This window comes from Streptomyces sp. NPDC047079 (assembly GCF_040643755.1).
Taxonomy (GTDB): domain Bacteria; phylum Actinomycetota; class Actinomycetes; order Streptomycetales; family Streptomycetaceae; genus Streptomyces.
Genome location: NZ_JBEYUZ010000043.1, coordinates 1 through 26,802 on the forward strand (window position 1 = coordinate 1; position 26,802 = coordinate 26,802).

The window sequence follows — 26,802 nt, forward strand, 5'->3', positions numbered from 1 at the left end:
TCCTGATCCGTCAGAATCACCTCGACCGTCGGCCGACCCATACGCGCCATGAGCCCAGCCTACTTCTATAGCGAAACAAGGACTCAGGACACTAGCGGAGCCTGACGGCAGAAGATGACGGCAACAGAGGCGTACGCATGGGGTCCTCGGCGGAAGCAGAGGGACTGTCTTGAGCCCTGGGAGTAGCAACGCGGCAGCGGGCGCGTGGTGGCTCACGTGGGTCCGGCAGGCCGTGCCCGCCCCCGCTCCGCCCGTACCGGAGCCCGCCCCGTGGGGCTTCGGCCCGGACTCGTCCAGGCAGGTCCACCAGGGCCGCACGGCTCGACCTGTCAGGCCGAGGCAGTCGCTCAGGGCTGTGGCTACCGTCGTGGGGAGAGCAGATTGCCACCGGAGGAGGAACGACGATGGCCGGCACCGAAACGCTCGACCGCAGCACCTGGGAGACCGCCCTCAACCGAGTGACCGAGGAACACCAGGGGGAGTTCGTCACCATCGAGGTACTGGACCCCGAGGTCGGGCACCAGTACGAAGCCAACCGGCTGCCCTTCGCCACCATCGTGTACGACCCGAAGGACGACGTAGTGGCCGTCTCCGTCGGCGGACGGTCGCCGCGCTACCCCGTCGTCCTGCGGCACCTGGTGTGGCACCCCAGGGAGATCGACGTCGCCACGCAGGACATTCCCGAGCCGGCGGTCCGGACAGTCGACAAGGACGGCACCGCCACGCTGATCACCTTCTTCCCCCAGGAGTCCGGCACGGAGTCCTGACCCCCGAGGCGCGCCCGCCGCCGGCAGCCGTCACGGAACCTCGTACGACAAACCGATTGGTGATCACTAGATGGGTGACGGGCCGACTTGGGGATCTAGTGATCGTTTAAGGATCCTTGTGGTGTGGTGTGGGGTGGGTCTGAGCTGGAGTTTCTGTGGAGCTTTCGGGCGTGGCTGGTACCCCGGAGTTATGCGGTACGCAGATGGGGGCGGGCTGACCGCCGAGCAGCGCAAGCGCCGCGAGGGGTACGGATGCAGGCCGTCGACCTCTTCGAGGAGCGTGTGAGAGTCCCGTGCGTCGCCCGGGAGTTACGGGGGCCTCGGCCGCCGTGCCGCTCTCGGTGACGGCCCAGCAGACATGAATGTCCGCCCAGCCCAGTGCGGCCTTGCCCCACGCAGTCGCCCGCATGGGCTCCCCCCTGCTCCGCCTCCGCCAGCCGCTCGCGCAGCCACTCGGGATCGGCCAGCGCCCGGTCGAACACAGCCTCACCCAGACCGGACGCCAGAGCCCTCCCGCTGGTGTAGCGCCGCAGCCGGCCCCGGAGGCCCTTCCCTTGACGCTCACCGGCCTTGCCGACATAGACCAGCGGTCCTCTGCCGGGCCGGGCCTGGCGAGGCGCTGGGAAGCGGGGCGGGCGCCCCTACGCCCTGCGCGGTCGGATCCGGTGCAGCCTGTGCGGGTGCAAGATGCAGCCCGCCACCATCCGCAGCCGCGTCTACTACCGCTGCGAGTTCAAAGAGGAAGAAGCCACCCTCTACCCCGACCTGACCCACCCGCGCACCGTCTACCTGCGCGAAGACATCGTGTGCCAGGCCCTGGACCGGTGGATCGCCCGCGCCTTCGCCCCGGACCGGCTCCCCGCCACCATCGAAGCGCTCACCCACGCCAGCGCCGCAGCAAGCACCGCAGAGACCCAGACCCCCGGGCAGGCCCAAGCACGCCAGGCGATCAAGGAATGCGAGCGGCGGCTCGCCCGCTACCAGGCAGCCCTCGACGCCGGAGCCGACCCCGCCGTCGTCACCCAGTGGATTAACGAGGCCCAGCGGGACAAGGACGCGGCGCAGAAGAAGCTCGACGCACCCCTTCGTCACCCGGAAGAGGCAGATCCCGCTCGACGCCCGACAGATCCGGCGGATCACTGAGAGTCTTGGAGATATTGCACAGCGCATCCAGAATGCTGCCGCCGAGAGGAAAGGCCCGCTCTACGAGGCCCTGGGCATCACGATCACCTATGAACACGCAACGAGGACCGCGACCGTAAGGTCGAGGCCCTCGTCACCGTATCCTCAATCGTTGTGTCCGAGGGGGGACTTGAACCCCCACGCCCGATAAAGGGCACTAGCACCTCAAGCTAGCGCGTCTGCCATTCCGCCACCCGGACAAGGTGTCTGCCGCCTGGCCGGGGGTCTTCCCCGCGGCGACAGGGACAACAATACCAAGGTTTCGGAGTGGCCTTCACCTGCGTATTCCGGGCGCCGGGCGGGCGGCCAGGGTCGCCCGCGGGAAGTGGCCGGGCACCGGGCGGCGCACCCTGAAGGTGTGCGCCGCCCGTCGTCGGTCAGGGCACGAGCTGGTACTCGGGGAAGTTCCCGGGCAGCCGCTCCCCCGCCGACCCCTGGGTCACCGCGCGTACGAGCAGGTCGCCGCCCACGAAGGCACCGCGCCAGGAGGCGCCGAAGCCGCCGAAGAGCTCGTCGCGGTCGCCGCGGGAGCGGGGCTTGCCGTGGCCCACCTTGAAGGCGCGGATCTGCGGGGCGAGACGGTCGTAGGTCGCCCGGTCGTCCGTGGAGAGCGTGGCGACCAATGCGCCGTTCGAGGCGTTCATCGCCGCCAGCAGTTCCGCCTCCGTGTCGACCAGGACGATCGTGTCGACCGGGCCGAACGGCTCCGCGTGGTGCAGGGGGGAGGACGGGGGCGGGTTCAGGAGCGTGACCGGGTGCACGTACGCCGAGGTGTCCTGGCCGGGCAGGAAGCGGGCGTCCGCCGGCCTCCCCCGGTGCAGGGGCACCGCACCGCGGTCGATCGCCTCGGCCACCTGGTCCGACAGTTCCTTCGCCTTGGCCGCGTTGATCAGCGGCCCGAAGTCCAGCTCCGGGTAGGGGTCCTCGCGCTTCTCCACCGCCAGCGGGTGGCCGACCCGTACACGGCGGACCGCCGGGAGGTACGCCGCCAGGAACTCGTCGAACAGGGAGCGCTGGACGACGAAGCGCGGGTACGCCGTGCAGCGCTGTTTGCCGTAGTCGAAGAGTTTCGGGACGACCGCGGTGAGCGACTCCCAGTCCGTGTAGTTCCAGATGCCCCAGGTGTTCAGTCCCTCCTGTTCGAGGATGTGCCGTTTGCCCAGGTCGGCGACCGCCGTGGCCACCGCGGCGCCGGTGTCCCGGCCGCCGACGAAGGAGACACAGCCGATTTCGGGCGCCCGCACCAGCGCCTCCGACAGTTCGCCCCCGCTGCCGCTGACGAGGGTGACGGGGATCCCCTCCCGTGCGGCGAGCGCACAGGCCAGGGTGAGGCAGGCGGCACCGCCGTCGGTCGGCGTCTTGGCGATGACGGCGTTGCCCGCCAGGGCCTGCACCAGCAGGGCGTGGACCAGGACGCTCATCGGATAGTTCCAGCTCGCGATGTTCGACACCGGGCCGTCCAGCGGGGACCGGTCGCCGATCATCGGTTCGATTCCGTCGACTTACCAGCGCACGCCGTCGATCGCCCGGTCCACATCGGCCTGCGCGAGCCGCCAGGGCTTGCCGATCTCCCAGACGAGGAGGAGGGCCAGCAGCTCACGATGTTCCGTGAGGGCGTCCAGGGTCGCGGCGACCCGGGCCCGGCGTTCGGTCAGGGGCACCTGGCGCCAGGCACGGTGCTGGTCCAGCGCGGCCCGCACGGCGCGGCGGGCGGTCTCACGGTCGAGGCGCGGCGGGCCGGCGATGGGGCTGCCGTCGACCGGGCTGGTGGCGGGCAGCGCATGGCCGTCCGCCTGCCAGGAGGAGTCCCAGAGGTTCAGGACACGGTCGTCCCGGAACGCCTCGGGCGCGACGGCGAGGCAGCGTTGCCAGGCGTCGGACCAGGAGGTACCGGATTTGAGGGTGAGGGTGAGTGCCATTCGATTGCTCCGCTCTCGGTCACAGTCGGGGGCGGGTCGGGCATGGCTCGTCTCGTGTCGCACGGATACGGCATGTCACACGTCATACGAGTCGGAGACGTCGTACGGAGGACGCTAGCGAGGCGTCGCGACGCCTGAAAGTAACCTCGCCTCAACTATGAGTGACGTCACGCTCGGTGGCCAGCAGGGTGAGCACCAGGCGCGCCGTCTGGGTTGGCGTGTCGCCCACCGTCACCCCTACCCCTTCCAGCGCTTCCTTCTTCGCCCGCGCGGTGCCCGAGGAGCCGGAGACGATGGCGCCCGCGTGTCCCATGGTCCTGCCCTCCGGTGCGGTGAAGCCCGCGACATAGCCGACGACCGGCTTGGTGACGTGGTCGCGGATGTACGCCGCGGCCCGCTCCTCCGCGTCGCCGCCGATCTCGCCGATCATCACGATCAGTTCGGTGTCGGGGTCGGCCTCGAAGGCGGCCAGGCAGTCGATGTGGGTGGTGCCGACGACGGGGTCGCCGCCGATGCCGACGCAGGTCGAGAAGCCGATGTCCCGCAGTTCGTACATGAGCTGGTAGGTGAGCGTGCCCGATTTCGACACCAGGCCGATGGGGCCGGGCTTGGTGATGTCCGCCGGGATGATGCCGGCGTTGGACTGGCCGGGGGTGATCAGCCCGGGACAGTTGGGGCCGATGATCCGGGTGCCTTTCCGCTCGGCGTACGAGGTGAAGGCCACCGCGTCGTGTACCGGGATGCCCTCCGTGATGACCACCGCGAGGCCGATGCCCGCGTCGGCGGCCTCCATGACGGCCGCCTTGGCGAAGGCAGGTGGCACGAAGACGACACTGACGTCCGCGCCGGTCGCCTCCCGGCCTTCGCGCACCGAGCCGAAGACGGGGATCGCGAGAGCAGAACCTCCCAGGCCGTTGTGCCGCTGGGAGATCTCGAATTCGACCGAACGGCCCGCCTTGCGCGGGTTGACGCCGCCGACGACGTCCGTGCCGGCCTCGAGCATACGGCGGGTGTGCTTCATGCCCTCGCCTCCGGTCATGCCCTGGACGAGGACCTTGCTGTCCTTGGTGAGGTAGACGGCCACGGCGGGCTCCTTCAGTCGGCGGTGGCGAGTTCGGCGGCCCGGCGTGCGGCGCCGTCCATGGTGGTGGCCTGCTGGACCAGTGGGTGCGCGTGCTCCCGGAGGATCGCTCGGCCCCGGGCCGCGTTGTTGCCGTCCAGGCGGACCACGAGCGGCTTGGTCGGCTGGATCGCGTCCAGTGCCTGCACGATGCCGTCGGCGACCGCGTCGCAGGCGGTGATGCCGCCGAAGACGTTGACGAAGACGGACTTCACGGCCGGGTCCGACAGGATGACGGACAGGCCGTCGGCCATGATCCGGGCGGAGGCGCCGCCGCCGATGTCGAGGAAGTTGGCGGGGCGGGCGCCGCAGCTCGCGACCACGTCGAGCGTCGACATGACGAGTCCCGCGCCGTTGCCGATGACGCCGACCTCCCCGTCCAGTCTGACGTAGTTGAGGTGCCGTGCGGCGGCCGCGGCCTCCAGCGGGTCGTCGTGGCCGGTGCCCTCTTCGCCCCAACGGTTCTGCCGGAATCGGGCGTTGTCGTCCAGGGTGACCTTGCCGTCGAGGGCGACGACGCCACCCTGCGCCGTGCGTACGAGGGGGTTGACCTCCACCAGCAGGGCGTCCTCGCGGACGAGTACGTCCCAGAGGCGCACCAGCACGTCGACGGTGTCCGGCGGCAGGCCCGCGGCCGTGGCGATCTCGGCCGCCTTCGCGGAGGTGACGCCCTGCGCCGGGTCGATGTGCACGCGTGCCACCGCCTCGGGATGACGGGCGGCGACCTCCTCGATCTCCGTGCCGCCCTCCGCGGAGGCGATCGCGAGGAAGCGGCCTGCCGCGCGGTCGAGCACGTAGGAGACGTACCACTCCTTCTCCACGTCGACGGGCTCGGCGAGCATCACCTTGCCCACCCTGTGCCCCTTGATGTCCATCCCGAGGATCTGGCGCGCCGTCAGTTCGGCGGCGGGCGGGTCGGCGGCCGGCTTGACGCCGCCCGCCTTGCCCCGACCGCCCGTCTTCACCTGTGCCTTGACCACGACGCGGCCGCCGAGCCGCCGGGCGATCTCCCGGGCCTCCTTGGGCGAGTCCGTGACCTCGGCCCGTGGGACGACGATGCCGTGTTCCGCGAAGAGTTCCCTTGCCTGGTGCTCGTACAGGTCCATCTCGGCTCCTGTCTGGAAAGTGCCGCACGCCCCCTGGACACCACCCACCGGATGCGGGATAACAAGCTTCATACAGTATTCGTCGACTGTATGCAATATACTGCGAGCGCGTTCCAACCCCCTACGAAGGGACAGGACTTCGCCATGCCCGACGACACCCAAGACGTGATCTCAGGTGGTCATCTCGTTGCCAAGGCGCTGAAGGCCGAGGGCGTCGACCGCATCTACACCCTGTGCGGCGGCCACATCATCGACATCTACGACGGCTGCGTGGACGAAGGCATAGAGGTCGTCGACGTACGTCACGAACAGGTCGCCGCCCACGCCGCCGACGGTTACGCGCGCATCACCGGCACACCCGGCTGTGCGGTCGTCACGGCGGGCCCCGGCACGACCGACGCGGTGACGGGTGTCGCCAACGCGTTCCGCGCGGAGTCCCCGATGCTGCTGATCGGCGGTCAGGGCGCCCTCACCCAGCACAAGATGGGTTCCCTGCAGGACCTGCCGCACGTCGACATGATGACGCCCATCACCAAGTTCGCGGCGACCGTCCCCGACACGGCGCGCGCGGCGGACATGGTGTCGATGGCGTTCCGCGAGTGCTACCACGGCGCGCCCGGGCCCTCCTTCCTCGAGATCCCGCGCGACGTCCTGGACGCCAAGGTGCCGCGGGACAAGGCCCGCGTGCCCCGGCCCGGCCACTACCGTTCCTCCACCCGCTCGCCGGGCGACCCCGAGGCCGTCGAGAAGCTCGCGGACCTGCTCGTGCGCGCCGAGAGGCCGGCGATCCTGCTGGGCAGCCAGGTGTGGACGACCCGGGGCACCGAGTCCGCCGTCGACCTCGTACGGACCCTGAACATCCCCGCGTACATGAACGGGGCCGGCCGCGGCACCCTGCCGCCGGGCGATCCGCACCACTTCCAGCTCTCGCGCCGCTACGCCTTCTCACACGCCGACGTCATCGTCATCGTCGGTACGCCGTTCGACTTCCGTATGGGCTACGGCAAACGGCTCTCCCCCGACGCGACCGTCGTACAGATCGACCTCGACTACCGCACCGTCGGCAAGAACCGGGACATCGACCTCGGCATCGTCGGCGACGCGGGACTGGTCCTGAAGTCGGTGACCGAGGCGGCCTTGGGACGTATCGACGGCGGGACGTCCCGGCGCAAGGAATGGCTCGACGAGCTGCGCGCCGCCGAGCAGAGCGCGCTCGAGAAGCGGCTGCCGCAGCTGAGGTCGGACGCCTCACCGATCCACCCGTACCGTCTCGTCAGCGAGATCAACGACTTCCTGACCGAGGACTCGATCTACATCGGCGACGGCGGCGACATCGTCACCTTCTCCGGTCAGGTCGTCCAGCCCAAGTCGCCCGGTCACTGGATGGATCCGGGCCCGCTGGGCACGCTCGGCGTCGGTATCCCCTTCGTGCTCGCGGCCAAGCAGGCGCGCCCCGACAAGGAGGTCGTCGCCCTGTTCGGTGACGGGGCGTTCTCCCTCACCGGCTGGGACTTCGAGACCCTCGTCCGCTACGACCTCCCCTTCGTCGGCATCGTGGGCAACAACTCCTCGATGAACCAGATCCGTTACGGCCAGGCCCAGAAGTACGGCCGCGAGCGTGAGCGGGTCGGCAACACCCTCGGCGACGTCCCCTACGACAAGTTCGCCCAGATTCTGGGCGGTCACGGCGAGGAGGTCCGCGACCCCGCCGACATCGGCCCCGCTCTGCGCCGGGCCCGCGAGTCCGGGAAGCCCTCGCTGATCAACGTCTGGGTCGACCCGGACGCGTACGCCCCCGGAACCATGAACCAGACCATGTACAAGTGAGGAGCGCTTGTCATGACCAAGGCTCTCGACGGTATCCGCGTCCTGGACATGACCCATGTCCAGTCCGGGCCCTCCGCGACCCAGCTCCTTGCCTGGCTCGGCGCGGACGTCGTCAAGCTGGAGGCGCCGACCGGTGACATCACGCGCAGGCAGCTGCGCGACCTGCCGGACGTCGACTCCCTCTACTTCACGATGCTCAACTGCAACAAGCGGAGCATCACCCTCAACACCAAGACCGAGCGCGGCAGGGAGATCCTCACCGAGCTGATCCGGCGCTCCGACGTCATGGTCGAGAACTTCGGCCCGGGCGCGGTGGACCGCATGGGCTTTCCCTGGGACCGCGTCAAGGAGATCAATCCACGGATCGTCTACGCCTCCATCAAGGGATTCGGTGAGGGCCCCTACACCGGCTTCAAGGCGTACGAGGTCGTCGCCCAGGCCATGGGCGGGTCGATGTCGACCACCGGTTTCGAGGACGGACCGCCGCTGGCGACGGGGGCCCAGATCGGGGACTCGGGGACGGGTGTGCACGCCGTCGCGGGGATTCTCGCGGCGCTGTACCAGCGGGAGAAAACCGGGCGTGGCCAGCGGGTCAACGTGGCCATGCAGCACGCCGTACTCAACCTGTGCCGGGTGAAGCTGCGCGATCAGCAACGCCTGGCACACGGACCGCTCACCGAGTATCCCAACGAGGACTTCGGCGACGAGGTTCCCCGCTCGGGAAACGCGTCCGGCGGCGGCCAGCCCGGCTGGGCGGTCAGGTGCGCCCCGGGCGGCCCGAACGACTACGTCTACGTCATCGTGCAGCCCGTCGGCTGGAAGCCGCTCAGCCGACTCATCGGCCGGGCGGAGCTGGCCGAGGACCCCGAGTGGGCGACCCCCGAGGCCCGGCTGCCGAAGCTCAACAAGATGTTCCAGCTGATCGAGGAGTGGTCGTCGGCCCTTCCCAAGTGGGAGGTGCTGGAGCGGCTGAACGCCCACGACATCCCCTGCGGGCCGATCCTGTCGACCAAGGAGATCATCGAGGACGAGTCCCTGGCCGCGAACGGGATGGTGGTACGCGTACCGCACCCGGAACGCGGCGAGTTCGTCACCGTGGGCAGCCCGCTCAAGCTCTCGGACTCCCCCGTCGAGGTGACGGGTTCCCCGCTGCTCGGCGAACACAACGAAGAGGTCTACATCGGCGAGCTGGGCCTCGGCCACGAGGAGTTGCGCCTGCTCAAGTCGAACGGAGTGATCTGACGTGATGGCCGAAGACCGGGTGCTCAGGGTGCGTGCCCTCCTCGATTCCGTGCGAGCGGGCGGACGTACCGCGCTCACCGCGCCCGAGGGCAAGGTGATCGCCGACGCGTACGGCATCGCCGTACCCGGCGAGGAACTGGCGCGGGACGTCGAGGAGGCGGTGGCGCACGCGGCACGGTTCGGTGGGCCCGTCGTGATGAAGATCGTCTCCCCGGACATCCTGCACAAGACCGACGCCGGCGGTGTCGTCGTCGGAGTGACGGGCGCGGCGGACGTGCGGGCGACCTTCCACACGATCGTCCGCAACGCACGCGCCTACGACCCGGACGCCCGGATCGACGGGGTCCAGATCCAGGAACTGCTGCCTCAGGGGCAGGAGGTCATCGTCGGCGCCGTGACCGACCCCACCTTCGGCAAGACCGTGGCCTTCGGGCTGGGCGGGGTGCTCGTCGAGGTGCTCAAGGACGTGACGTTCCGGCTGGCGCCCGTGGACGCCGACGAGGCGATGTCCATGCTGGACTCCATCCGCTCGGCCGAGATCCTGCGCGGGGTGCGCGGGCAGGCGGGCGTGGACCGGTGGGCGATCGCCGAGCAGATCCGCCGGGTCTCCCAACTCGTCGCGGACTTCCCCGAGATCGCGGAGGTCGACCTCAACCCGGTGATCGCCACCCCCGACGGCGCGGTCGCGGCGGACATCCGCGTGATCCTTGCCGAGACGCCGCCCAAGGAGCGCCGTCGCTACACGCGCGAGGAGATCCTCACCTCCATGCGCCGGCTGATGCAGCCGTCCTCCGTGGCCGTGATCGGCGCCTCCAACGAGCAGGGCAAGATCGGCAATTCGGTGATGCGCAACCTCGTCGACGGCGGTTTCCCCGGGGAGATCCACCCGGTGAACCCGAGGGCCGATGACATTCTGGGCCGCAAGGCGTACAAGAGTGTCACCGACGTCCCCGGTGAGGTGGATGTGGCCGTCTTCGCCATCCCGGCCCCGTTCGTGGCCGCCGCGTTGGAGGAGGTGGGACGCAAGAGGATCCCCAACGCCGTGCTGATCCCCTCCGGGTTCGCGGAGACCGGGGAGCACGCGCTCCAGGAGGAGATCGTGGCGATCGCCGAGCGGTACGGCATCCGGCTGCTCGGCCCGAACATCTACGGCTACTACTCGACGTGGCAGGACCTGTGTGCCACGTTCTGCACGCCCTACGACGTCAAGGGCGGGGTCGCGCTGACCTCGCAGTCCGGGGGCATCGGGATGGCCATCCTGGGCTTCGCACGCACCACGAGGACGGGTGTGTCGGCGATCGTCGGCCTCGGCAACAAATCGGACCTGGACGAGGACGACCTGCTGACCTGGTTCGGCGAGGACCCGCACACCGAGTGCATCGCGATGCACCTGGAGGACCTCAAGGACGGGCGTGCGTTCGTGCGGGCCGCGCGGGAGACCGTCCCCAAGAAGCCCGTGGTGGTCCTGAAGGCCGGGCGTACCGCGGCGGGCGCCAGGGCCGCCGGTTCGCACACCGGTGCGCTCGCCGGCGATGACGCCGTGTACGACGACATCCTGCGGCAGGCCGGTGTCATCCGGGCGCCCGGTCTGAACGACATGCTGGAGTATGCGCGCGCGTTGCCGGTGCTGCCCACCCCGAAGGGGGACAACATCGTCATCATCACCGGGGCCGGCGGCAGCGGTGTCCTGCTGTCGGACGCGGTCACCGACAACGGACTGACCCTGATGGAGATCCCGCCGGATCTGGACGCCTCCTTCCGGAAGTTCATCCCGCCCTTCGGGGCCGCGGGCAACCCGGTGGACATCACGGGCGGCGAGCCGCCGTCGACGTACGAGGCGACGATCCGGCTGGGCCTTGCGGATCCCCGCATCCACGCACTCGTCCTCGGCTACTGGCACACCATCGTCACTCCTCCCATGGTGTTCGCCGAGCTGACCGCGCGGGTGGTGGCCGAGTTCCGGGAGCGCGGCGTGCAGAAGCCGGTGGTGGCCTCCCTCGCCGGTGACGTCGAGGTCGAGGAGGCCTGCCAGTACCTGTACGAGCGGGGGGTGGTGGCGTACCCGTACACGACGGAGAAGCCGGTGGCCGTGCTCGGTGCCAAGTACCGCTGGGCCCGGGCGGCGGGCTTGCTGGGGGGTGGTTCATGAGGTGAGTGAGTGCGGGGCCGCCGACGGTGCGCGTCGGCGGCCCCGCCGGACCCGCGCGCGCACGAAAGGCATGGGACAGGGGGCGCTGGCCAGAACTTTCGACGCAAGGGGTGCTCGGCACACATGACAACCACCGATCTATCGACGTCCGTCCCCTCCAGGGAGGTGACGGATCGCAACGGCCGCGTGTACCGGACCGGCGAGAGCGACGCCGGCATCACGGGCCGTTCCCGCGGGCAGCTGCGGGAGAGCCGCGGGCTGCCCGTCCGTCCGGGCAGGGCGGCCCCGAAGAAGGCCCTGGGCCTCGCGGGCGGCTTCGTGACCGCGGCGATGTCCCCGAGGGCGATCGTCGACGGCACCCGGCGCGCTGTCGCCGGCCGGCTCTCCCACCGCCGGGGCCGCCGCTCCGCACTGGTCATCGACTGCGTCGTGCTGGGCCCGGCCCGGTCCGGCGCGCTGATCCCGGGGCTCGCCGGTTCCGGTCCGGGCGCGGTCGTCGCCGGTGACGGGGACTTCCGCGGCGCGCCCGTCCCGACGGGCTCCATCGGCCCGGCCTTCGCGGCCCCGGCCCTTTATCTGAAGGCACCGGGCAGGCCCGACGCCCGGCGCACTGTCCCCCACCCGCATCCGCTCGGCGAGGAGATGGCGTGACATGACGGCAGACCCCATAGCCACGAACAGCTCGTCGGCCGGCCCCGGGGCCGCGGGCCGCGCCTACCGCGAGGTGACCGACGCCCACGGCCGTGTCTACCGCATCGGCGAGACCGACCGGGACATCCTCGGCCACTCCCGCAAGCTCATGGTGTACCTCCCCTGGATCGCCATGATGGCCATCAGCGTCTTCGAGTACGCGTACGGCTCCGCCGAGGACACCCTGTCCGAGGCGCACGGCTGGACGCAGAGCAACACCTTCTGGATCCTCAGCATCTGGGTGTTCTTCCAGGCCGGTATCGCCTTCCCGGCCGGCTGGCTGCGGGAGCGGGGGGTCCTGACCGCGCGCCGGGCGATGTACCTCGGGTCCGGGATGTGTCTCGTCGGCTTCCTGGCCCTGTCGCACCTGAGCAATGTGTGGGCGGCGATCCTGGGCTTCGGCGTCGTGGGCGGAATCGGTGCCGGTCTCGTCTATGCGACCTGCATCAACATGGTCGGCAAGTGGTTCCCCGAGCGGCGCGGGGCGAGGACCGGGTTCGTCAACGGCGGATTCGCCTACGGATCGCTGCCGTTCATCTTCATCTTCAACTACGCGTTCGACACCGGGAACTACCACCGGGTGCTCGACCTGATCGGCTGCTACGTCCTGGTCGTGGTGTTCGGCTGCGCCTTCTTCTTCAAGGACCCGCCGAGGAACTGGTGGCCGGCTGACATCGACCCGCTGACCTTCTCCGGCAAGGGGAAGAACGTGGTGGCCCTCGCCAAGAACCCGCCCGCGGTGCGGCAGTACACACCCGGGGAGGCCATCAGGACCGGAATGCTGCCCCTGATGTGGATCTCCATCGTGCTGACGGCCGGCGTGTCGATCTTCGGGATCTCCTTCCAGGTCGACTTCGCCAAGGAGGTGGGCTTCGGTCCCCTGGTGGCGGCGTCGTCCATGGGCATCATGGCGGTCATCAACGGCATCGGTCGGGGTGTCGTGGGCTGGCTGTCCGACATCTGGGGCCGCAAGCTGACCCTGGTGTTCGTCATCGTCGTCCTCGGCCTCGCCCAGTTCGGGGTGATCTGGGCCGGAGACATCAAGAGCGAATGGCTGTTCCTGTTCTTCGCCTTCCTCTCCGGGTTCGGCGGCGGTGCGTTCTACCCGATGTTCGCCGCCCTGACCCCGGACTATTTCGGCGAGAACTACAACGCCACCAACTACGGTCTGGTCTACAGCGGCAAGCTGATCAGTGGTCTGTTCGGCGGCGGTCTCGGCTCGATGGTCGTCGCGGCCTGGGGCTACAACGGCGCGTACGCCCTGGCCGGGGGTGTCTCGATGGTTTCGGCGGCGATCGCCCTGCTGCTGCGGCAGCCGGGGCGGAGCCGGAAGGCCGCATCGGCTCCGCAGCCGCAGGCGACAGGCTGACGGGCGGACCGTCACAGGGCCGGCGGTGGTCCTCCCGCGTCCGGGAGGACCACCGCCGTGTCCGGTGTCGCTCGCCGATGGTCGCCGGGAAGGGCTCAGGACTCCGCCCGGGCGTGATACGACCGCCGTGTGTGCTCGGTGTGTTCGCGCATGAGCCGGGTGGCCCGCTGCTCGTCGCGGTCGGCGATGGCGGCGATCAGCTCGCGGTGCTCGTTCCAGGACTGCTGTCCCCGTTGCCGGGCGACCGGGGTGTAGTACCAGCGCACCCGCCGGTCGACCTGCCCGGCCAGCTCCGCGAGGACCGCGTTGCCCGCGAGCTCCATCACCTTCGCGTGGAAGCGGGCGTTCAGCGCGACCGCCCCGTCCACGTCGTCCTCGGCGACGGCACGCTTTCCCTGGGCGCACAGCTCCTCCAGGGCCGCGATGCCGGCGCTGCCCGCGTGCGCGGCGGCGAGCCGGGCGGCCTCCGCCTCGAGCAGCGTGCGCACCGTCAGGAGCTGGTCGGCCTCCTCCTCCGTCGGCTCGTGCACGAACGCGCCCTGGGCGGGCCGCAGATCGACCCAGCCCTCGGTGTTCAGCCGCTGCAACGCCTCGCGCACCGGCTGCCGGGAGACCCCAAGGTGCCCGGCGAGTTCGCTCTCGACGAGGTGCTGGCCGGGCTGGAGGGCACGCGTGGTGATGAGTTCGAGCAGCGCCTCGTAGACGCGGTCGCGCAGCGGGCCGGGGCGCTCCAGCCTGGGTACCGCTCCCTGCGGCAGTCCTGTCGACAACATCGCGGTCCCCCTTCAGGGCAACGGCGGCGCGGTGGCACGGAAAGCCAGTATGGATTGTCTTTCGTCTACAGTCTACGGCGCACTGGGGTGGGGGATATGGCAAACGCAGGCAGCGGCTGGGGCGGCCGGTTCCGTCGCGGGGGCGGCCGTGGGGCGGCTCACGGGCACCGGACGACCTGGCCCGCGTACGAGAGGTTTCCGCCGAAGCCGAAGAGGAGCACCCGGTCGCCCCTCGAGATCTCCCCGCGCTCCACGAGCTTGGACAGGGCGAGCGGGATGCTCGCCGCCGAGGTGTTGCCGGATTCGGCGACATCACGGGCGACGACCGCGTTGACCGCGCCGAGCTTCTCCGCCAGCGGCTCGATGATGCGCAGGTTCGCCTGGTGCAGCACCACCGCGGCGAGGTCCTCGGGCGCGGTCCCGGCCCGTTCGCAGACCTGGCGGGCGATGGGCGGCAGCTGGGTGGTGGCCCACCGGTACACGCTCTGCCCCTCCTGCGCGAACCGCGGGGGCGTGCCCTCGATGCGTACCGCGTGCCCCATCCCGGGCACCGAACCCCACAGCACCGGCCCGATCCCGGGCTCGGCGCCGGCGGGGCAGGCCTCGACCACGGCGGCCCCGGCGCCGTCCCCGACCAGCACGCAGGTCGCACGGTCGGTCCAGTCCGTCACGTCGGACATCTTGTCGGCGCCGATGACGAGCGCCCGCGTGGCCGCACCCGCGCGCACGGTGTGGTCGGCGGTGGCGAGCGCGTGCGTGAAGCCGGCGCAGACGACGTTGACGTCCATGGCGGCCGGTTGCGGGATGCCGAGCCGGGCCGCGACGCGGGCGGCCGTGTTCGGCGAGCGGTCGACGGCGGTGGAGGTGGCGACCAGGACCAGGTCGATGTCGCCCGGCGCCAGGCCTGCGGCCGCCAGCGCCTTGGCCGCGGCGTGCGCGGCCAGCTCGTCGACGGGCTCGTCGGGCCCGGCGATGTGGCGCGTGCGGATGCCCACCCGGGTCCTGATCCACTCGTCGCTGGTGTCGACCATGCCCGCCAGGTCCTCGTTGGTGAGCACCTTGGCGGGCTGGTAGTGGCCGACGGCGGCGATACGTGAGCCGTTCATGGGTGGGGTCCCCCTCCTTGCCGTGGGTAGCGGGATCCACCAGTCTGATCAGTGACTCACGGGTAGGGCGGCAGGTGAAGCGACAGGAATGGGCCGTCCGTGTTGTCGGCTTCCCGCAGACCCTCGGACGGCCGAGTATCCGCGGGACGGCCGTCCGGGTTCACCCGGTGAACAGCTGCTTCGCCTTCAGGATCAGCTCGTACAGGCCGTAGCACAGGGGTGCCCCCACCCAGAGCCAGGCCAGGGCGGTCAACGTCCGCCGCTCAGGCGGGCTGCTCTCGTCGGCCATCGGCGGCCTCCTTCGGTGCGGGGACATGGTGGCGGGGGTGGACGGGCCGGACCAGCTCGTTGGCGACGAAACCGACCACGAGCAGACCGATCATGATCATGAGGGACAGGCCGTACAGGTCCGGGCCGTGCTTGCCGGCCTCCTTCTGGTGGTCGGCGATCCAGTTCACGATCAGCGGTCCGAGGACCCCGGCGGTCGACCAGGCGGTCAGCAGCCGGCCGTGGATCGCGCCCACCTGGTAGGCCCCGAACAGGTCCTTCAGGTAGGCGGGTACGGTCGCGAAACCGCCGCCGTAGAAGGAGAGGATGACCAGCGCGCAGAGGATGAACAGGGGCTTCGACGAGTCGCCGAACGACGCGATGAGCAGGTACATCAGCGCACCCGCGCCGAGGTAGAGGCGGTAGATGTTCTTGCGGCCGATCCGGTCGGAGGCCGAGGACCAGCCGATGCGGCCCGCCATGTTCGCCGCCGACAGCAGGGCGACGAAACCGGCGGCCGCGGATGCCGACACGGGCGTCGAGGTTCCCGAGAAGAAGTCCGTGATCATGGGGGCGGCCTTCTCGAGGATGCCGATGCCGGCGGTCACGTTCATACAGAGGACGACCCACAGGCACCAGAACTGCGGGGTGCGCACGGCGCTGCGGGCGGAGACCTGTACGCCGTCGACGGCGCTCGGACCGGCCGCCACGGGCTTCTCGGAGCGAGGCACCCGCACCAGCAGGACCCCGAGCGACATGAAGACGGCGTACACGAGCCCGTGCGTCAGGAAGGCGAGCGCGATCCCGGAGTGGTCGGAGCCGAACGACTGGAGCATCTGCGCGGACCAGGGCGAGGCGATCAGCGCGCCGCCGCCGAAGCCCATGATGGCGATGCCGGTGGCCATGCCGGGCCGGTCCGGGAACCACTTGATCAGCGTGGAGACGGGTGAGATGTAGCCGATGCCCAGGCCGATGCCGCCGACGAACCCGTAGCCGAGGACGATCAGCCAGTACTGCTCGCTCGCCGCGCCGAGCGCGGAGATCAGGAAGCCGGAGGAGAAGCAGACCAGGGCCACGGTCATCGCCCAGCGCGGGCCCTTGCGTTCGACGAGCGTGCCGCCGAACGCGGCGGACAGGCCGAGCATGACGATGGCGAGCTGGAAGGGCAGGGCGCTTTCGGTGCCGTCGAGGTGGAGCGCGGATTCCAGGGGCGGCTTGAACACGCTCCAGGCGTACGCCTGACCGATGGAGAGATGGACGGAGAGAGCGGCGGGCGGCACCAGCCAGCGGCTCCATCCGGGGGGCGCGACAGGGGGGCTCATGGGGCGAACGGTAGGCAGGCGGACCGGAGTTGAGAACCGTCACGTCGACCGTATGCGGTGAGCGGTATCCAGGGTGCGGCGAACGGTCGGCCGACCACTGCCAGTTGGTGCACGGACCCTTGCCGGACCAACTCCCATACTGTAGACAATATTTCGTCGACACTTTAACGGGCGTTCCAGCGTTCCGACGTCGCCACCTCCGCGGTACTCCCTCGACCGAACGGAGTGTTCTCGTGAAAGTCGCAGTCCTCGGCGCCGGTGCGATCGGCGCCTACGTCGGCGCCGCGCTCCATCGCGCGGGCGCCGACGTGCACCTCATCGCCCGTGGACCCCATCTGGCGGCCATGAGGCGGCACGGAGTAACGGTGCGCAGCCCGCGCGGCGATTTCACCGCGCACGCCCACGCCACCGACGACCCGGCCGACGTGGGCCCGGTCGACTATATCTTCCTGGGCCTGAAGGCCCACACCTACGCGGCGTGCGGGCCGCTGATCGCACCGCTCCTGCACGACACCACGACGGTCGTCGCCGCCCAGAACGGCATTCCCTGGTGGTACTTCCACCGGCACGGCGGGCCCCACGACGGCCGTCGCATCGAGAGCGTGGACCCGGGTGGCGCGGTCAGTGCGGTGCTCGCGCCCGAGCGTGCCGTCGGCTGTGTGGTCTACGCGGCGACCGAACTGGAAGGGCCGGGGATCGTGCGCCACCTCGAGGGCACCCGGTTCTCCGTCGGCGAGCCGGACCGCGGCATCTCGGCCCGCTGCCTGGCGTTCAGCGAGGCCATGCGGGCCGGCGGCCTGAAGTGCCCGGTGGAGGCGGACCTGCGGCACGACATCTGGCTGAAGCTGCTCGGCAACATCTCCTTCAACCCGATCAGCGCGCTGGCCCGGGCGACCATGCGGCAGATGTGCCTGCACGGCGGCACCCGCAGGGTCATCGAGACCATGATGGCCGAGACGCTGGCGGTCGCCGAGGCCCTCGGCTGCACGGTCGGCGTCTCCATCGAACGGCGCCTCGCGGGCGCGGAACGCGTCGGCGACCACCGTACGTCCACGCTCCAGGACCTGGAGCGCGGCAGACCCCTCGAACTCGACGTCCTACTCGCCGCCGTCGTCGAGCTGGCGGAGATCACCGGCGTGGAGGTGCCCACCCTGCGCACCGTGCACGCCATCTCGGACCTGCTGGCGCTGAGGAGCGCGGCATGAAGGCTGAGGAGCGCCACATGAGGCAACGCGGACCGAAGACCTACACCCGGCTCACCCGCCCCCTGGTGCGGGACGCACGCGACGAGCCGTTCCGGCCGGCCGACTGGGACGAGGCCCTGGACCGCACCGCCCGGGGGCTCGCGCGCCACCGGGACGCGTTCGGCATGTTCTCCTGCGCGCGCGCCACCAACGAGACCAATTACGTGGCGCAGAAGTTCGCGCGGGTCGTCATGGGCACCCACAACGTCGACTCCTGCAACCGGACCTGTCACGCTCCGAGCGTGGCCGGGTTGTCGGCCGCGTTCGGCTCGGGCGGCGGGACGTCGTCGTACGAGGAGATCGAGCACACCGACGTCATCGTGATGTGGGGGTCCAACGCCCGCTTCGCGCACCCGATCTTCTTCCAGCACGTGCTGAAGGGGATCAGGAACGGCGCCCGGATGTACGCCGTCGACCCGCGCCGCACCTCCACCGCCGAGTGGGCGGAGAGCTGGCTCGGCCTGAACGTCGGCACGGACATCCCGATGGCGCACGCGATCGGCCGCGAGATCATCCACGCGGGCCTCGCGAACGAGGCGTTCATCCAGCGGGCCACGACCGGCTTCGAGGAATACCGGGCGCTGGTCGAGCCCTGGACGCTGTCGCTCGCCGAGAAGGTGACGGGCGTACCGGCCCGCGCCATCCGGGAGTTGGCGCACGGCTACGCCCGCGCCGAGCGCGCCCAGCTGTGCTGGACCCTCGGCATCACCGAGCACCACAACGGCACCGACAACGTCCGCGCGCTGATCAACCTGGCCCTGCTGACCGGGCACGTGGGCCGCTACGGCGCCGGCCTGCAACCCCTGCGCGGCCAGAACAACGTGCAGGGCGGCGGTGACATGGGCGCGATCCCCAACCGGCTGCCCGGTTTTCAGGACATCCTCGACCCCGGGGCACGCCACAAGTTCGAGTCCGCCTGGAACACTCCCCTCGCCCCGCACTACGGGCTGAACCTCACCGAGATGTTCGAGGCGATGGAGGAGGGCACTCTGAAGGCCGTCTACTGCATCGGCGAGAACCCGGCGCAGTCGGAGGCGGACAGCGAACAGGCCGTACGGCGGCTGCGGGCCCTGGACTTCCTCGTCGTGCAGGACATCTTCCTCACCAAGACCGCCGAGCTGGCGGACGTGGTCCTGCCCGCGACCGCCGGCTGGGCGGAGACCGACGGCACGACCACCAACAGCGAACGGCGCGTTCAGCGGGTACGGCGGGCGGTCGCCCCGCCCGGTGAGGCCCGCGAGGACATCGACATCCTCTGCGACCTGGCGGCCAGGCTCGGCCACGACTGGAAGTACGCCGACGCCGAGGCCGTCTGGAACGAGCTGAGGTCGGTGTCGCCGGACCACTACGGCATGACGTACGCGCGGCTGGCGGAACACCAGGGCATCCAGTGGCCCTGCCCCAGCACCGAGCGCCTCGAGCCGCCCTTCCTGCACGGCCGGTTGTGGCAGAAGGACCCGACGAGGCGGGGCGCGCCCGCGCCCTTCGGGATCGTGCTGCACGACCCGCCCGTCGACCTCACGGACGAGGAGTTCCCGATCCGGCTGACGACCGGGCGGCGGCTGGACTCGTACAACACCGGTGTCCAGAGCGGCGGTTTCGCCTCTCCGCTGCGGCGCGGCGAGTCCGTCGAGCTGTGCCCGGAGGACGCCGAGCGCTACGGGGTGGTCGTAGGCGAGGAGGTCCGGGTGACCTCCCGGCGCGGGTCCGTGGTGGCGCCGGTGTGGATCGACCCGGCGCTGCGGCCCGGGCTCGCGTTCATGACGATGCACTTCCCCGACGAGGTGGACACCAACCAGCTGACGATCGAGGCGAACTGCCCGATCGCGGGCACGGCGGAGTTCAAGGCGTCGGCGATCCGCATCGAGAAGCTTCCGGCGGCGACCTACGTGAGGTGATGTCGTGGACCTGCACTTCGGCGACAGCAAACCGTCGGACGAGGAACGGGCGGCCGTCGACGCCCTGCTCGGCCCTCCCGAGTCCGCGTGGGAGGGCGCCGACCGCTCCGAGGCGGACCTCAGGTGGGCCCGCGGCGGACGTGCGGCCCGGGACCGCCGCGATCTGCTGCTGCCGGGGCTGCACGCGATCAACGACCGGATCGGCTGGATCAGCGCGGGCGCCCTCGACTACCTGTGCCGGCGCCTGACCGTGCCGCCCGCGGAGGCGTACGGGGTCGCCACCTTCTACGCGATGTTCTCGGTGGCTCCCCGGCCCGCGACCGTGCTGCACGTCTGCACGGACCTCGCCTGCACGGCCGCCGGGGCGGACCGGCTGTGCGCGGGGATCGAGTCCCGGCTCGGGCCCGGCAGTGGTGCCCGCGTCGAGCGCAGCCCCTGCCTCGGCCTGTGCGAGCGCGCCCCGGCGGCCCTCGCGATCAGGGCCGGGGACCCGGTGCGTACGGCGGTGTCGGCGCCGGCGACCGTGGAGGCCGCCGTGCTCGCGGCGAGCGCCCCCGACTCGGCACTGCCAGAACCCCCTGCGGCCCTGGCGGTACCCCAGGCCGGCGACCCCTCGCTGACCCTGCTGCGCCGGGTCGGCGTCGTCGACCCGGCCTCGCTGGACGACTACCGTGCCCAGGGCGGCTATGCGGCCCTGCGTCGGGCCTTCGAGCTCGGCCCGGCCGGGGTGATCCGCGAGATCACCGACTCGGGCCTGGTCGGGCGTGGTGGCGCCGCCTTCCCCACCGGCCGCAAGTGGCAGGCCACGGCCTCCCAGCCCGACCACCCGCACCACCTCGTCTGCAACGCCGACGAGTCCGAGCCGGGCACCTTCAAGGATCGCGTGATCATGGAGGGTGACCCGTACGCGCTGGTGGAGGCGATGACGATCGCGGGGTACGCGATCGGTGCGCACAAGGGCTGGATCTATCTGCGCGGCGAGTATCCGCGCGCCCTGCACCGGCTGGAGCACGCGATCGCCCAGGCACGCGCGCGGGGTCTGCTCGGCGACGACATCCTCGGGCAGGGCCATGCCTTCGACATCGAGATCCGCAGGGGCGCGGGCGCGTACATCTGCGGTGAGGAGACCGCCCTGTTCAACTCGATCGAGGGATACCGGGGCGAGCCGCGGGCCAAACCTCCCTTCCCGGTGGAGAAGGGACTGTTCGGCAAGCCAACCGTCGAGAACAACGTGGAGACGCTGGTCAACGTCCTGCCGATCCTCACCCAGGGCGCTCAGGCGTACGCGGCGATCGGCACGGAGCGGTCCACCGGGCCGAAGCTGTTCTGCGTCTCGGGGAGTGTCGCGCGGCCGGGCGTCTACGAGGTGCCGTTCGGCGTCACGCTCGGCGAGCTGCTGGAGCTGGCCGGGGTGCGGGAGGGGCTGCGTGCCGTGCTGCTGGGCGGCGCGGCCGGCGGTTTCGTTCGCCCCGACGAGCGGGATCTCCCGCTCACCTTCGAGGGCACCCGGCGGGCGGGAACGACGCTCGGTTCCGGGGTCGTCATGGCGTTCGACGACACCGTGCCGCTTCCCCGCCTGCTGCTGCGGATCGCCGAGTTCTTCCGCGACGAGTCCTGCGGCCAGTGCGTGCCCTGCCGAGTCGGCACCGTGCGGCAGCAGGAGGCGCTGCACCGGATCGTGGAGCGCAGGGGCGCCGCGGCCGCCGACGACCTCGCGCTGCTCAGGGAGGTGGGCCGCGCCCTTCGGGACGCCTCGATCTGCGGTCTCGGGCAGACCGCGTGGAACGCCGTGGAATCCGCCATCGACCGTCTGGGGGCGTACGAATGACCGCGATACCGCTGGGACTGCCGCGCCGGCCGGTCGAGTTCACGCTCGACGGGCAGGAGGTGCGGGTGCCCGAGGGCTCGACCGTCCTGGACGCCTGCCGGGCGGCCGGGAAGGACGTCCCGACCCTCTGCCAGGGCGACACCCTCACCCCGAAGAACGCCTGCCGCGTCTGCGTCGTCGAGGTCGAGGGCTCGCGCACCCTGGTTCCGGCCTGCTCCCGCAGGGCGGAGCCCGGCATGGAGGTCAGCACCGACACCGAGCGCGCCCGCCACAGCCGCAAGGTCGTGCTGGAACTGCTCGCGTCCTCGGTCGATCTGTCGACGACGCCGAGAGCCGCCGAGTGGATCAGGGAGTACGGGGCCGACCCGGACCGCTTCGGCCCGGACGCGGCCCGGCTGGGCGAGGAACCGCGCGTCGACAACGAGCTGTACGTGCGCGACTACGACAAGTGCATCCTGTGCTACAAGTGCGTGGACGCCTGTGGCGAGCAGTGGCAGAACACCTTCGCGATCGCCGTCTCCGGTCGCGGCTTCGACGCCCGCATCGCCGTCGAGCACGACGGTCCGCTCACGGAGTCGGCGTGTGTGTACTGCGGCAACTGCATCGAGGTGTGCCCGACCGGGGCGCTGTCCTTCAAGTCGGAGTTCGACCGCCGCGCGGCGGGTACCTGGGACGAGTCGGCGCAGACGCGTACGACGACCGTGTGCGCGTACTGCGGTGTGGGCTGCAACCTCACCCTGCACGTGCAGGACAATGAGATCGTCAAGGTCACCTCCCCGCAGGACAACCCGGTGACCCACGGCAACCTCTGTATCAAGGGCCGTTTCGGCTACCAGCACGTACAGAACCGGGGCTGATCAGGACATGGGACGAGTCACGGAACGACGCAAGGTGATCCGCATCCGGGACGGCGCGGTGTCCGCCCGGCCGGACACGCTCGTCGCGGAGGAGCCACTGGAGATCCGGCTCAACGGCAAGCCGCTCGCGATCACCATGCGCACCCCGGGTGACGACTTCGCGCTCGCGGCCGGGTTCCTGGTCAGCGAGGGGGTGCTCGGCGCGGCCTGCGAACTGCGGAACATCGTCTACTGCGCCGGGGCGACCGTCGACGGATCGAACACGTACAACGTGGTGGACGTGCAGACCGCGCCGGGCGTGGCGATCCCCGACATCACCCTCGAGCGCAACGTGTACACGACCTCGTCGTGCGGTCTGTGCGGCAAGGCGAGCCTGGACGCGGTCCGTACGACGGCGCGCTGGCCCATCGCCGACAACCCCCCGCTCCGGGTGGACCCGGAGCTGCTCGCGAGTCTTCCCGACCGGCTGCGGGCCGCCCAGCGGGTCTTCGACCGGACCGGGGGGCTGCACGCGGCGGCCCTGTTCGCCGAGGACGGGGAGCTGCTCGACGTCCGGGAGGACGTGGGACGGCACAACGCGGTCGACAAGCTGGTGGGCCGGGCCCTGCAGAGCGGCGGCCTGCCGCTGTCCCGCACGATCCTGCTGGTCTCCGGCCGGGCCTCCTTCGAGTTGGCACAGAAGGCCGTGATGGCGGGCATCCCGCTGCTGGCGGCGGTCTCGGCGCCCTCGTCACTGGCGGTCGACCTGGCCGCGGAGACGGGTCTGACGCTGGTGGGCTTTCTGCGGGGCAGCTCCATGAACGTGTACGCGGGCGAGGACCGCATCGCCCTGCGGACCGCGGCCGCTCAGGGCTGACCGGCTCCCCGCGGCACGGCGGCGGGGCCCCGACCGGCGGGGAGCGCCCCCTGCGCCGCAGGGGCCCCGTCTCGGCTTCGCCCCTGGGCGACCCGGGCGAACGCGGCGATCAGGGGTGAGCGGCGGCTCGCCCCCCAGGCGAGAAGGACCTCGTCGGGCTCGGCGTCGCGCACGGGGACGTAGCCGATGTCCGGGCGGGTGTACTGCTCGGCGACGGACTCCGGTACCAGGGTGATGCCGGTGCCCGCCGCCACGCACTCGAACTTCTCCTCGATGGTGCGGATCGGCCGACCGGTCACCTCGCAGTGAAGCGCACCTGCGAGGCCGCCACCACCGATCCCAGCCGCGGGAAGTCGAGCCGGACCGAGGCCTCGTGCTCGGCCGCGGTGAACGCGGCCATGGCGTCCTCGGCGAAGACGAGGGCGTAGCCGAGGTCGGCGGCGGCGCGGGCGGTGGACTCCACGCCCAGGTTGGTGGCGACGCCGCCGAACACCAGGGTGGTGATGCCACGCTCCCTCAGGCTCTCGTGGAGGCGGGTGCCCTGGAAGCCGCCGACCGTACCCTTCACCACCTCCAGGTCGCCGTTCCGGAGCAGGCCGGCCGCAAGGCAGCTGCCGGGCGGCTGTTCCGCGACCGAGGGGCGTTCGACGCGGAGGAGCACGACGAACGCGCCGGCCGAGCGGAAGGTGCCTGCCAGCTCCTCCGCGGTGAACAGGACTTCGGTGCCCTTGCGGGGTTCCAGGGGCAGCGCGACGGTGCGCTCCATCAGATCGACGAGCACGAGCGCGGTGCGCCTGGGATCGAGTGTGAGAGGTGCGGTCATGACGGAACGTTAGCCGTCGTCAGCCCTCCGTGCCCGAAATCCGGATCGGCAGGTCCAGGAAACGGTCCCGCTCGGCCGCCGTCAGCGGGGCGATCAGGGCGTCGTTGGCCTCCCGGGCCGCCTTCTCGCAGCGCTCCAAGCAATCAGCCGGCCCGGACACGCTGCGCGTCCCGCGTCATGGGCCGCGGTGTCGGATGTCGGCAAGACGGAGTTCGTGCGCTCGCTCGGCGCCGACGAGGTGGTCGCGATCGAGTCGCGCGGCAACCTCGGCAAGGTGGTGCTGCGCCCCTGAGCCCCCGACCGCCGCGGCGCCCCGGCCGGGGAGCGTGGACCCTGCACGCTTCTTGTGGGGTCATTGAGAGCCCAAGTACCGTCTGTGAACCGCACGTTGGACATGGGATGACCAGCATGCCCACAACGCATGAGTCCAGACGCATGAAGGGCGGGCCGCACCGTGGCGTCAAGTCTCCGTGCACGACTCAGATCGACCCTGACCGCCGTCCTCACCGCCGCCGCGCTCCTCGCGCTGCCGAGCCCGGCGGGCGCGCAACAAGCGGGGAGCGAGGGCCGGTTCGAGCAGCAGGTGCTCTTCAGGGCCTCCCAGGACCCCGGCTACTCCTGCTTTCGGATACCGGCCGTCGTGAGGACGGCGAAGGGCACCCTGCTCGCCTTCGCCGAGGGCCGCGTGCTCAACTGCGGTGACGCGGCCGACATCGACATCGTGGTCAAGCGCTCCACCGACGGCGGCCGCACCTGGGGTCCGTTGCAGGTCGTCAACGAGGGCGCCGGGGACACGCACGGCAACCCGGCCCCCCTGGTGGACCGGGAGACGGGCCGCATCCTGCTCGCCGAGACGTACAACACGGGTCGCACGGACAGCGCGAGCTGCTCGGTGCCCTGCGACCGCACCCCGCACCTTCAGTTCAGCGACGACGACGGGCTGACCTGGTCGAAGCCTCGGGACCTGAGCCCGCAGATCCTGCCCGCGGACTGGAACTCCTGGTACGCGACCGGGCCCGTGCACGGCATCCAGCTGACCCGCGGCCGGCACGCGGGCCGCCTGGTCTTCGGCGTCAACGCCGAGACCTGGAACGGCAGCCGGGTCACCGCGAACCACGCCGCGCTGATGACCAGCGACGACGGCGGCGACCACTGGCGCGTGGGCGCCACCGACTCCTGGCCGATCGCGGACGACGGCACCTTCCGCCAGAAGCCGTCCGAACTCACCCTCACCGAGCGCCAGGACGGCTCGATCCTGGTCAGCGGGCGCGAGCAGGACGGCACCGACCTCGGCCACCGCACCCAGGCCGTCAGCCGCGACAGCGGCGGCACCTTCGTCGCCCCCTTCCGTGACCTGCCGGACCTGTACACGCCCCAGGTCCAGGGCTCGATGCTGCGCCTCGGCGACCGCATCCTGCTGGCCTGCCCCGGTGACCCGGACCGCCGCCGGACGATGATGATCCGCTCCTCCTACGACGGCGGACGCACCTGGGACAGCGTGGACCGCGGCACGGTCGTCACCACCGACTGGTCCGGCTACTCGGACCTGGTCCGCGTCGACGGGGGCACCGTGGGCCTGATGTACGAGGGCGGCGCGGTCGACGCGCGGGACGAGATCCGCTTCGCCCGCTTCACCGAGGACTGGCTGCGGCCGCGCCGCGGCCCCGACCCGACCACACCCGACCTGGCCCCGCACGCCCGGCCGGCCGCCGTCCTGGGCGGCGCGCGGCAGACGGACGGGATGTTCGGCGGCGCCCTCGCGTTCGACGGCACCGACGACGCCGTACGCCTGCCGTATCAGCCCCGGCTGCCGCTCGGCACGAAGGACTTCACCGCCTCGCTCTGGTTCCGGTACACGGCGACGACCGGAGAGCAGCCCCTGCTCTGGATGGGCGGCATCGGCACCTCACAGCCCCAGGTGTGGCTGCGCGCAGAGCCCGCCTCGAACCGTATCCAGGGCCTGATCACGGTCCGCGACGGCGCCTCGCCCCCGCGGTCCGCGTATGTGCGCGCCTCCGGCGCGTACAACGACGGACAGTGGCACCACCTCGCGCTGCGCCGGGGCGGCGGCGACGGGCTCACCTTGTTCATCGACGGCACGGCGCTCAGCACTGCGGACGTGCCCGGTTCCGTGAGCCGCAACTCCCCCTTCGGCGTGCACATCGGCCAGCGTATGGACAGCAGGGCCTTCTTCACCGGCGCGATCGACGACGTCAGGGTCTACGACCGGGCGCTCGGCGACGACGAGATCGCCTCGCTGCGCACCGGCGCCGGGGTCCCCGCGCGCGACGCGGTGGTGTGGCTGCCCATGGACCGGGTGAGCGGCGGCCACTAGGAGGCGAGCGGCCCACCTCCTACTGGGCGCGCGCACTCCCTTCCCCGGCCGCCGCGCGGGCGCCGGGGCGTGGGGTGGCGGGCGCGCGCCGGGAGGCGATGGTCCCGCCGCGCACACTCGGG

21 protein-coding genes, 1 tRNA gene and 1 pseudogene are annotated in these 26,802 nt (G+C 70.9%); 13 read left to right on the forward strand and 10 right to left on the reverse strand.

The features are described 5' to 3' along the window. The first annotated feature begins 404 nt into the window (after nt 1-404). A complete protein-coding gene (locus ABZ823_RS29400; RefSeq protein WP_361665879.1) occupies nt 405-767 on the forward strand; it encodes a DUF5335 family protein in 363 nt (120 codons plus the stop codon). Nucleotides 768-1,427: 660 nt separating this feature from the next. Next, nucleotides 1,428-1,910: a hypothetical protein gene (locus ABZ823_RS29405; RefSeq protein ID WP_361665898.1), complete on the forward strand. Its 483-nt coding sequence runs from the start codon at nt 1,428-1,430 to the stop codon at nt 1,908-1,910. A gap of 154 nt (nt 1,911-2,064) precedes the next feature. On the opposite strand, the gene ABZ823_RS29410 is transcribed toward ABZ823_RS29405, so the two are convergent. From ABZ823_RS29410 to sucC, 4 genes and pseudogenes are all read right to left on the reverse strand, one after another. Continuing rightward, a tRNA-Leu gene (locus ABZ823_RS29410) sits at nt 2,065-2,149 on the reverse strand. Nucleotides 2,150-2,326: 177 nt separating this feature from the next. Continuing rightward, nucleotides 2,327-3,868: pseudogene (locus ABZ823_RS29415) on the reverse strand (aldehyde dehydrogenase family protein). Between the two features lie 151 nt (nt 3,869-4,019). Continuing rightward, nucleotides 4,020-4,952, reverse strand: coding sequence for a succinate--CoA ligase subunit alpha (sucD, locus tag ABZ823_RS29420; RefSeq protein WP_361665880.1), 933 nt, complete (start codon nt 4,950-4,952; stop codon nt 4,020-4,022). An 11-nt stretch (nt 4,953-4,963) separates the two neighbouring features. Continuing rightward, a complete protein-coding gene (gene sucC / locus ABZ823_RS29425) occupies nt 4,964-6,094 on the reverse strand; it encodes an ADP-forming succinate--CoA ligase subunit beta (protein WP_361665881.1) in 1,131 nt (376 codons plus the stop codon). Between the two features lie 144 nt (nt 6,095-6,238). Here sucC and ABZ823_RS29430 point away from each other — a divergent pair, with 144 nt between their 5' ends. The 5 genes from ABZ823_RS29430 to ABZ823_RS29450 all read left to right on the forward strand — a co-directional run bounded on the left by ABZ823_RS29430 (nt 6,239) and on the right by ABZ823_RS29450 (nt 13,371). Continuing rightward, a complete protein-coding gene (locus tag ABZ823_RS29430; RefSeq protein ID WP_361665882.1) occupies nt 6,239-7,921 on the forward strand; it encodes a thiamine pyrophosphate-binding protein in 1,683 nt (560 codons plus the stop codon). 12 nt (nt 7,922-7,933) lie between these two features. Continuing rightward, nucleotides 7,934-9,163 (forward strand): formyl-CoA transferase, encoded by a 1,230-nt coding sequence (frc, locus tag ABZ823_RS29435; protein WP_361665883.1) that lies wholly within the window; start codon nt 7,934-7,936, stop codon nt 9,161-9,163. 4 nt (nt 9,164-9,167) lie between these two features. Continuing rightward, nucleotides 9,168-11,312 carry an acetate--CoA ligase family protein gene (locus ABZ823_RS29440; protein WP_361665884.1) on the forward strand — a complete coding sequence of 715 codons (2,145 nt, stop codon included), beginning with the start codon at nt 9,168-9,170 and terminating at the stop codon, nt 11,310-11,312. 165 nt (nt 11,313-11,477) lie between these two features. Beyond that, nucleotides 11,478-11,963 (forward strand): hypothetical protein, encoded by a 486-nt coding sequence (locus ABZ823_RS29445; protein ID WP_361665885.1) that lies wholly within the window; start codon nt 11,478-11,480, stop codon nt 11,961-11,963. A gap of 1 nt (nt 11,964) precedes the next feature. Next, on the forward strand, nt 11,965-13,371 hold the full coding sequence (locus tag ABZ823_RS29450) for an OFA family MFS transporter (RefSeq protein WP_361665886.1): 1,407 nt from the start codon (nt 11,965-11,967) through the stop codon (nt 13,369-13,371). Nucleotides 13,372-13,466: 95 nt separating this feature from the next. On the opposite strand, the gene ABZ823_RS29455 is transcribed toward ABZ823_RS29450, so the two are convergent. The 4 genes from ABZ823_RS29455 to ABZ823_RS29470 form a co-directional block, all read right to left on the reverse strand. Beyond that, nucleotides 13,467-14,144 (reverse strand): GntR family transcriptional regulator, encoded by a 678-nt coding sequence (locus tag ABZ823_RS29455; RefSeq protein WP_361665887.1) that lies wholly within the window; start codon nt 14,142-14,144, stop codon nt 13,467-13,469. Nucleotides 14,145-14,302: 158 nt separating this feature from the next. After that, nucleotides 14,303-15,250 carry a beta-ketoacyl-ACP synthase III gene (locus ABZ823_RS29460; RefSeq protein ID WP_361665888.1) on the reverse strand — a complete coding sequence of 316 codons (948 nt, stop codon included), beginning with the start codon at nt 15,248-15,250 and terminating at the stop codon, nt 14,303-14,305. Between the two features lie 160 nt (nt 15,251-15,410). Beyond that, nucleotides 15,411-15,539, reverse strand: a complete 129-nt coding sequence (locus ABZ823_RS29465) for a hypothetical protein (RefSeq protein ID WP_361665889.1) — start codon at nt 15,537-15,539, stop codon at nt 15,411-15,413. Beyond that, nucleotides 15,514-16,839, reverse strand: coding sequence for an OFA family MFS transporter (locus tag ABZ823_RS29470; RefSeq protein WP_361665890.1), 1,326 nt, complete (start codon nt 16,837-16,839; stop codon nt 15,514-15,516). The genes ABZ823_RS29465 and ABZ823_RS29470 overlap by 26 nt, the downstream gene beginning before the upstream one ends. Nucleotides 16,840-17,072: 233 nt before the next feature. Between ABZ823_RS29470 and ABZ823_RS29475 the strand changes: the two genes are divergently transcribed. From ABZ823_RS29475 to fdhD, 5 genes are read left to right on the forward strand one after another with little or no spacing between them, the layout of a single operon-like run. Next, nucleotides 17,073-18,044 carry a 2-dehydropantoate 2-reductase gene (locus ABZ823_RS29475; RefSeq protein ID WP_361665891.1) on the forward strand — a complete coding sequence of 324 codons (972 nt, stop codon included), beginning with the start codon at nt 17,073-17,075 and terminating at the stop codon, nt 18,042-18,044. Nucleotides 18,045-18,061: 17 nt separating this feature from the next. Beyond that, nucleotides 18,062-19,981 (forward strand): molybdopterin-dependent oxidoreductase, encoded by a 1,920-nt coding sequence (locus tag ABZ823_RS29480; RefSeq protein ID WP_361665899.1) that lies wholly within the window; start codon nt 18,062-18,064, stop codon nt 19,979-19,981. A gap of 4 nt (nt 19,982-19,985) precedes the next feature. Then, nucleotides 19,986-21,809, forward strand: a complete 1,824-nt coding sequence (locus tag ABZ823_RS29485; protein WP_361665892.1) for an NAD(P)H-dependent oxidoreductase subunit E — start codon at nt 19,986-19,988, stop codon at nt 21,807-21,809. Next, nucleotides 21,806-22,666, forward strand: coding sequence for a 2Fe-2S iron-sulfur cluster-binding protein (locus ABZ823_RS29490; protein ID WP_361665893.1), 861 nt, complete (start codon nt 21,806-21,808; stop codon nt 22,664-22,666). Before ABZ823_RS29485 ends, ABZ823_RS29490 begins: the two co-directional genes overlap by 4 nt. 7 nt (nt 22,667-22,673) lie before the next feature. Beyond that, a complete protein-coding gene (gene fdhD / locus ABZ823_RS29495) occupies nt 22,674-23,522 on the forward strand; it encodes a formate dehydrogenase accessory sulfurtransferase FdhD (protein ID WP_361665894.1) in 849 nt (282 codons plus the stop codon). Here fdhD and ABZ823_RS29500 read toward each other — a convergent pair. Together ABZ823_RS29500 and ABZ823_RS29505 are read right to left on the reverse strand one after the other, a co-directional pair. Next, the gene (locus tag ABZ823_RS29500; protein ID WP_361665895.1) at nt 23,513-23,821 is read right to left on the reverse strand and encodes a LysR substrate-binding domain-containing protein; all 309 of its coding nucleotides are present in this window, start codon (nt 23,819-23,821) and stop codon (nt 23,513-23,515) included. The genes fdhD and ABZ823_RS29500 overlap by 10 nt on opposite strands. Then, nucleotides 23,818-24,345, reverse strand: a complete 528-nt coding sequence (locus ABZ823_RS29505) for an isochorismatase family protein (protein WP_361665896.1) — start codon at nt 24,343-24,345, stop codon at nt 23,818-23,820. The genes ABZ823_RS29500 and ABZ823_RS29505 overlap by 4 nt, the downstream gene beginning before the upstream one ends. A 454-nt stretch (nt 24,346-24,799) precedes the next feature. Here ABZ823_RS29505 and ABZ823_RS29510 point away from each other — a divergent pair, with 454 nt between their 5' ends. After that, nucleotides 24,800-26,680, forward strand: coding sequence for a sialidase family protein (locus tag ABZ823_RS29510; RefSeq protein WP_361665897.1), 1,881 nt, complete (start codon nt 24,800-24,802; stop codon nt 26,678-26,680). The last annotated feature ends 122 nt before the right edge of the window (nt 26,681-26,802 follow it).

Excerpts from the sequence above, each read along its gene's own strand:
- ABZ823_RS29400 (WP_361665879.1), top strand. The coding sequence starts at position 405 with ATGGCCGGCACCGAAACGCTCGACCGCAGCACCTGGGAGACCGCCCTC.
- sucC (WP_361665881.1), bottom strand. The coding sequence starts at position 6,094 with ATGGACCTGTACGAGCACCAGGCAAGGGAACTCTTCGCGGAACACGGC.
- ABZ823_RS29430 (WP_361665882.1), top strand. The coding sequence starts at position 6,239 with ATGCCCGACGACACCCAAGACGTGATCTCAGGTGGTCATCTCGTTGCC.
- frc (WP_361665883.1), top strand. The coding sequence starts at position 7,934 with ATGACCAAGGCTCTCGACGGTATCCGCGTCCTGGACATGACCCATGTC.
- ABZ823_RS29440 (WP_361665884.1), top strand. The coding sequence starts at position 9,168 with ATGGCCGAAGACCGGGTGCTCAGGGTGCGTGCCCTCCTCGATTCCGTG.
- ABZ823_RS29450 (WP_361665886.1), top strand. The coding sequence starts at position 11,965 with ATGACGGCAGACCCCATAGCCACGAACAGCTCGTCGGCCGGCCCCGGG.
- ABZ823_RS29455 (WP_361665887.1), bottom strand. The coding sequence starts at position 14,144 with ATGTTGTCGACAGGACTGCCGCAGGGAGCGGTACCCAGGCTGGAGCGC.
- ABZ823_RS29460 (WP_361665888.1), bottom strand. The coding sequence starts at position 15,250 with ATGAACGGCTCACGTATCGCCGCCGTCGGCCACTACCAGCCCGCCAAG.
- ABZ823_RS29465 (WP_361665889.1), bottom strand. The coding sequence starts at position 15,539 with ATGGCCGACGAGAGCAGCCCGCCTGAGCGGCGGACGTTGACCGCCCTG.
- ABZ823_RS29470 (WP_361665890.1), bottom strand. The coding sequence starts at position 16,839 with ATGAGCCCCCCTGTCGCGCCCCCCGGATGGAGCCGCTGGCTGGTGCCG.
- ABZ823_RS29480 (WP_361665899.1), top strand. The coding sequence starts at position 18,062 with ATGAGGCAACGCGGACCGAAGACCTACACCCGGCTCACCCGCCCCCTG.
- ABZ823_RS29490 (WP_361665893.1), top strand. The coding sequence starts at position 21,806 with ATGACCGCGATACCGCTGGGACTGCCGCGCCGGCCGGTCGAGTTCACG.
- fdhD (WP_361665894.1), top strand. The coding sequence starts at position 22,674 with ATGGGACGAGTCACGGAACGACGCAAGGTGATCCGCATCCGGGACGGC.
- ABZ823_RS29505 (WP_361665896.1), bottom strand. The coding sequence starts at position 24,345 with ATGACCGCACCTCTCACACTCGATCCCAGGCGCACCGCGCTCGTGCTC.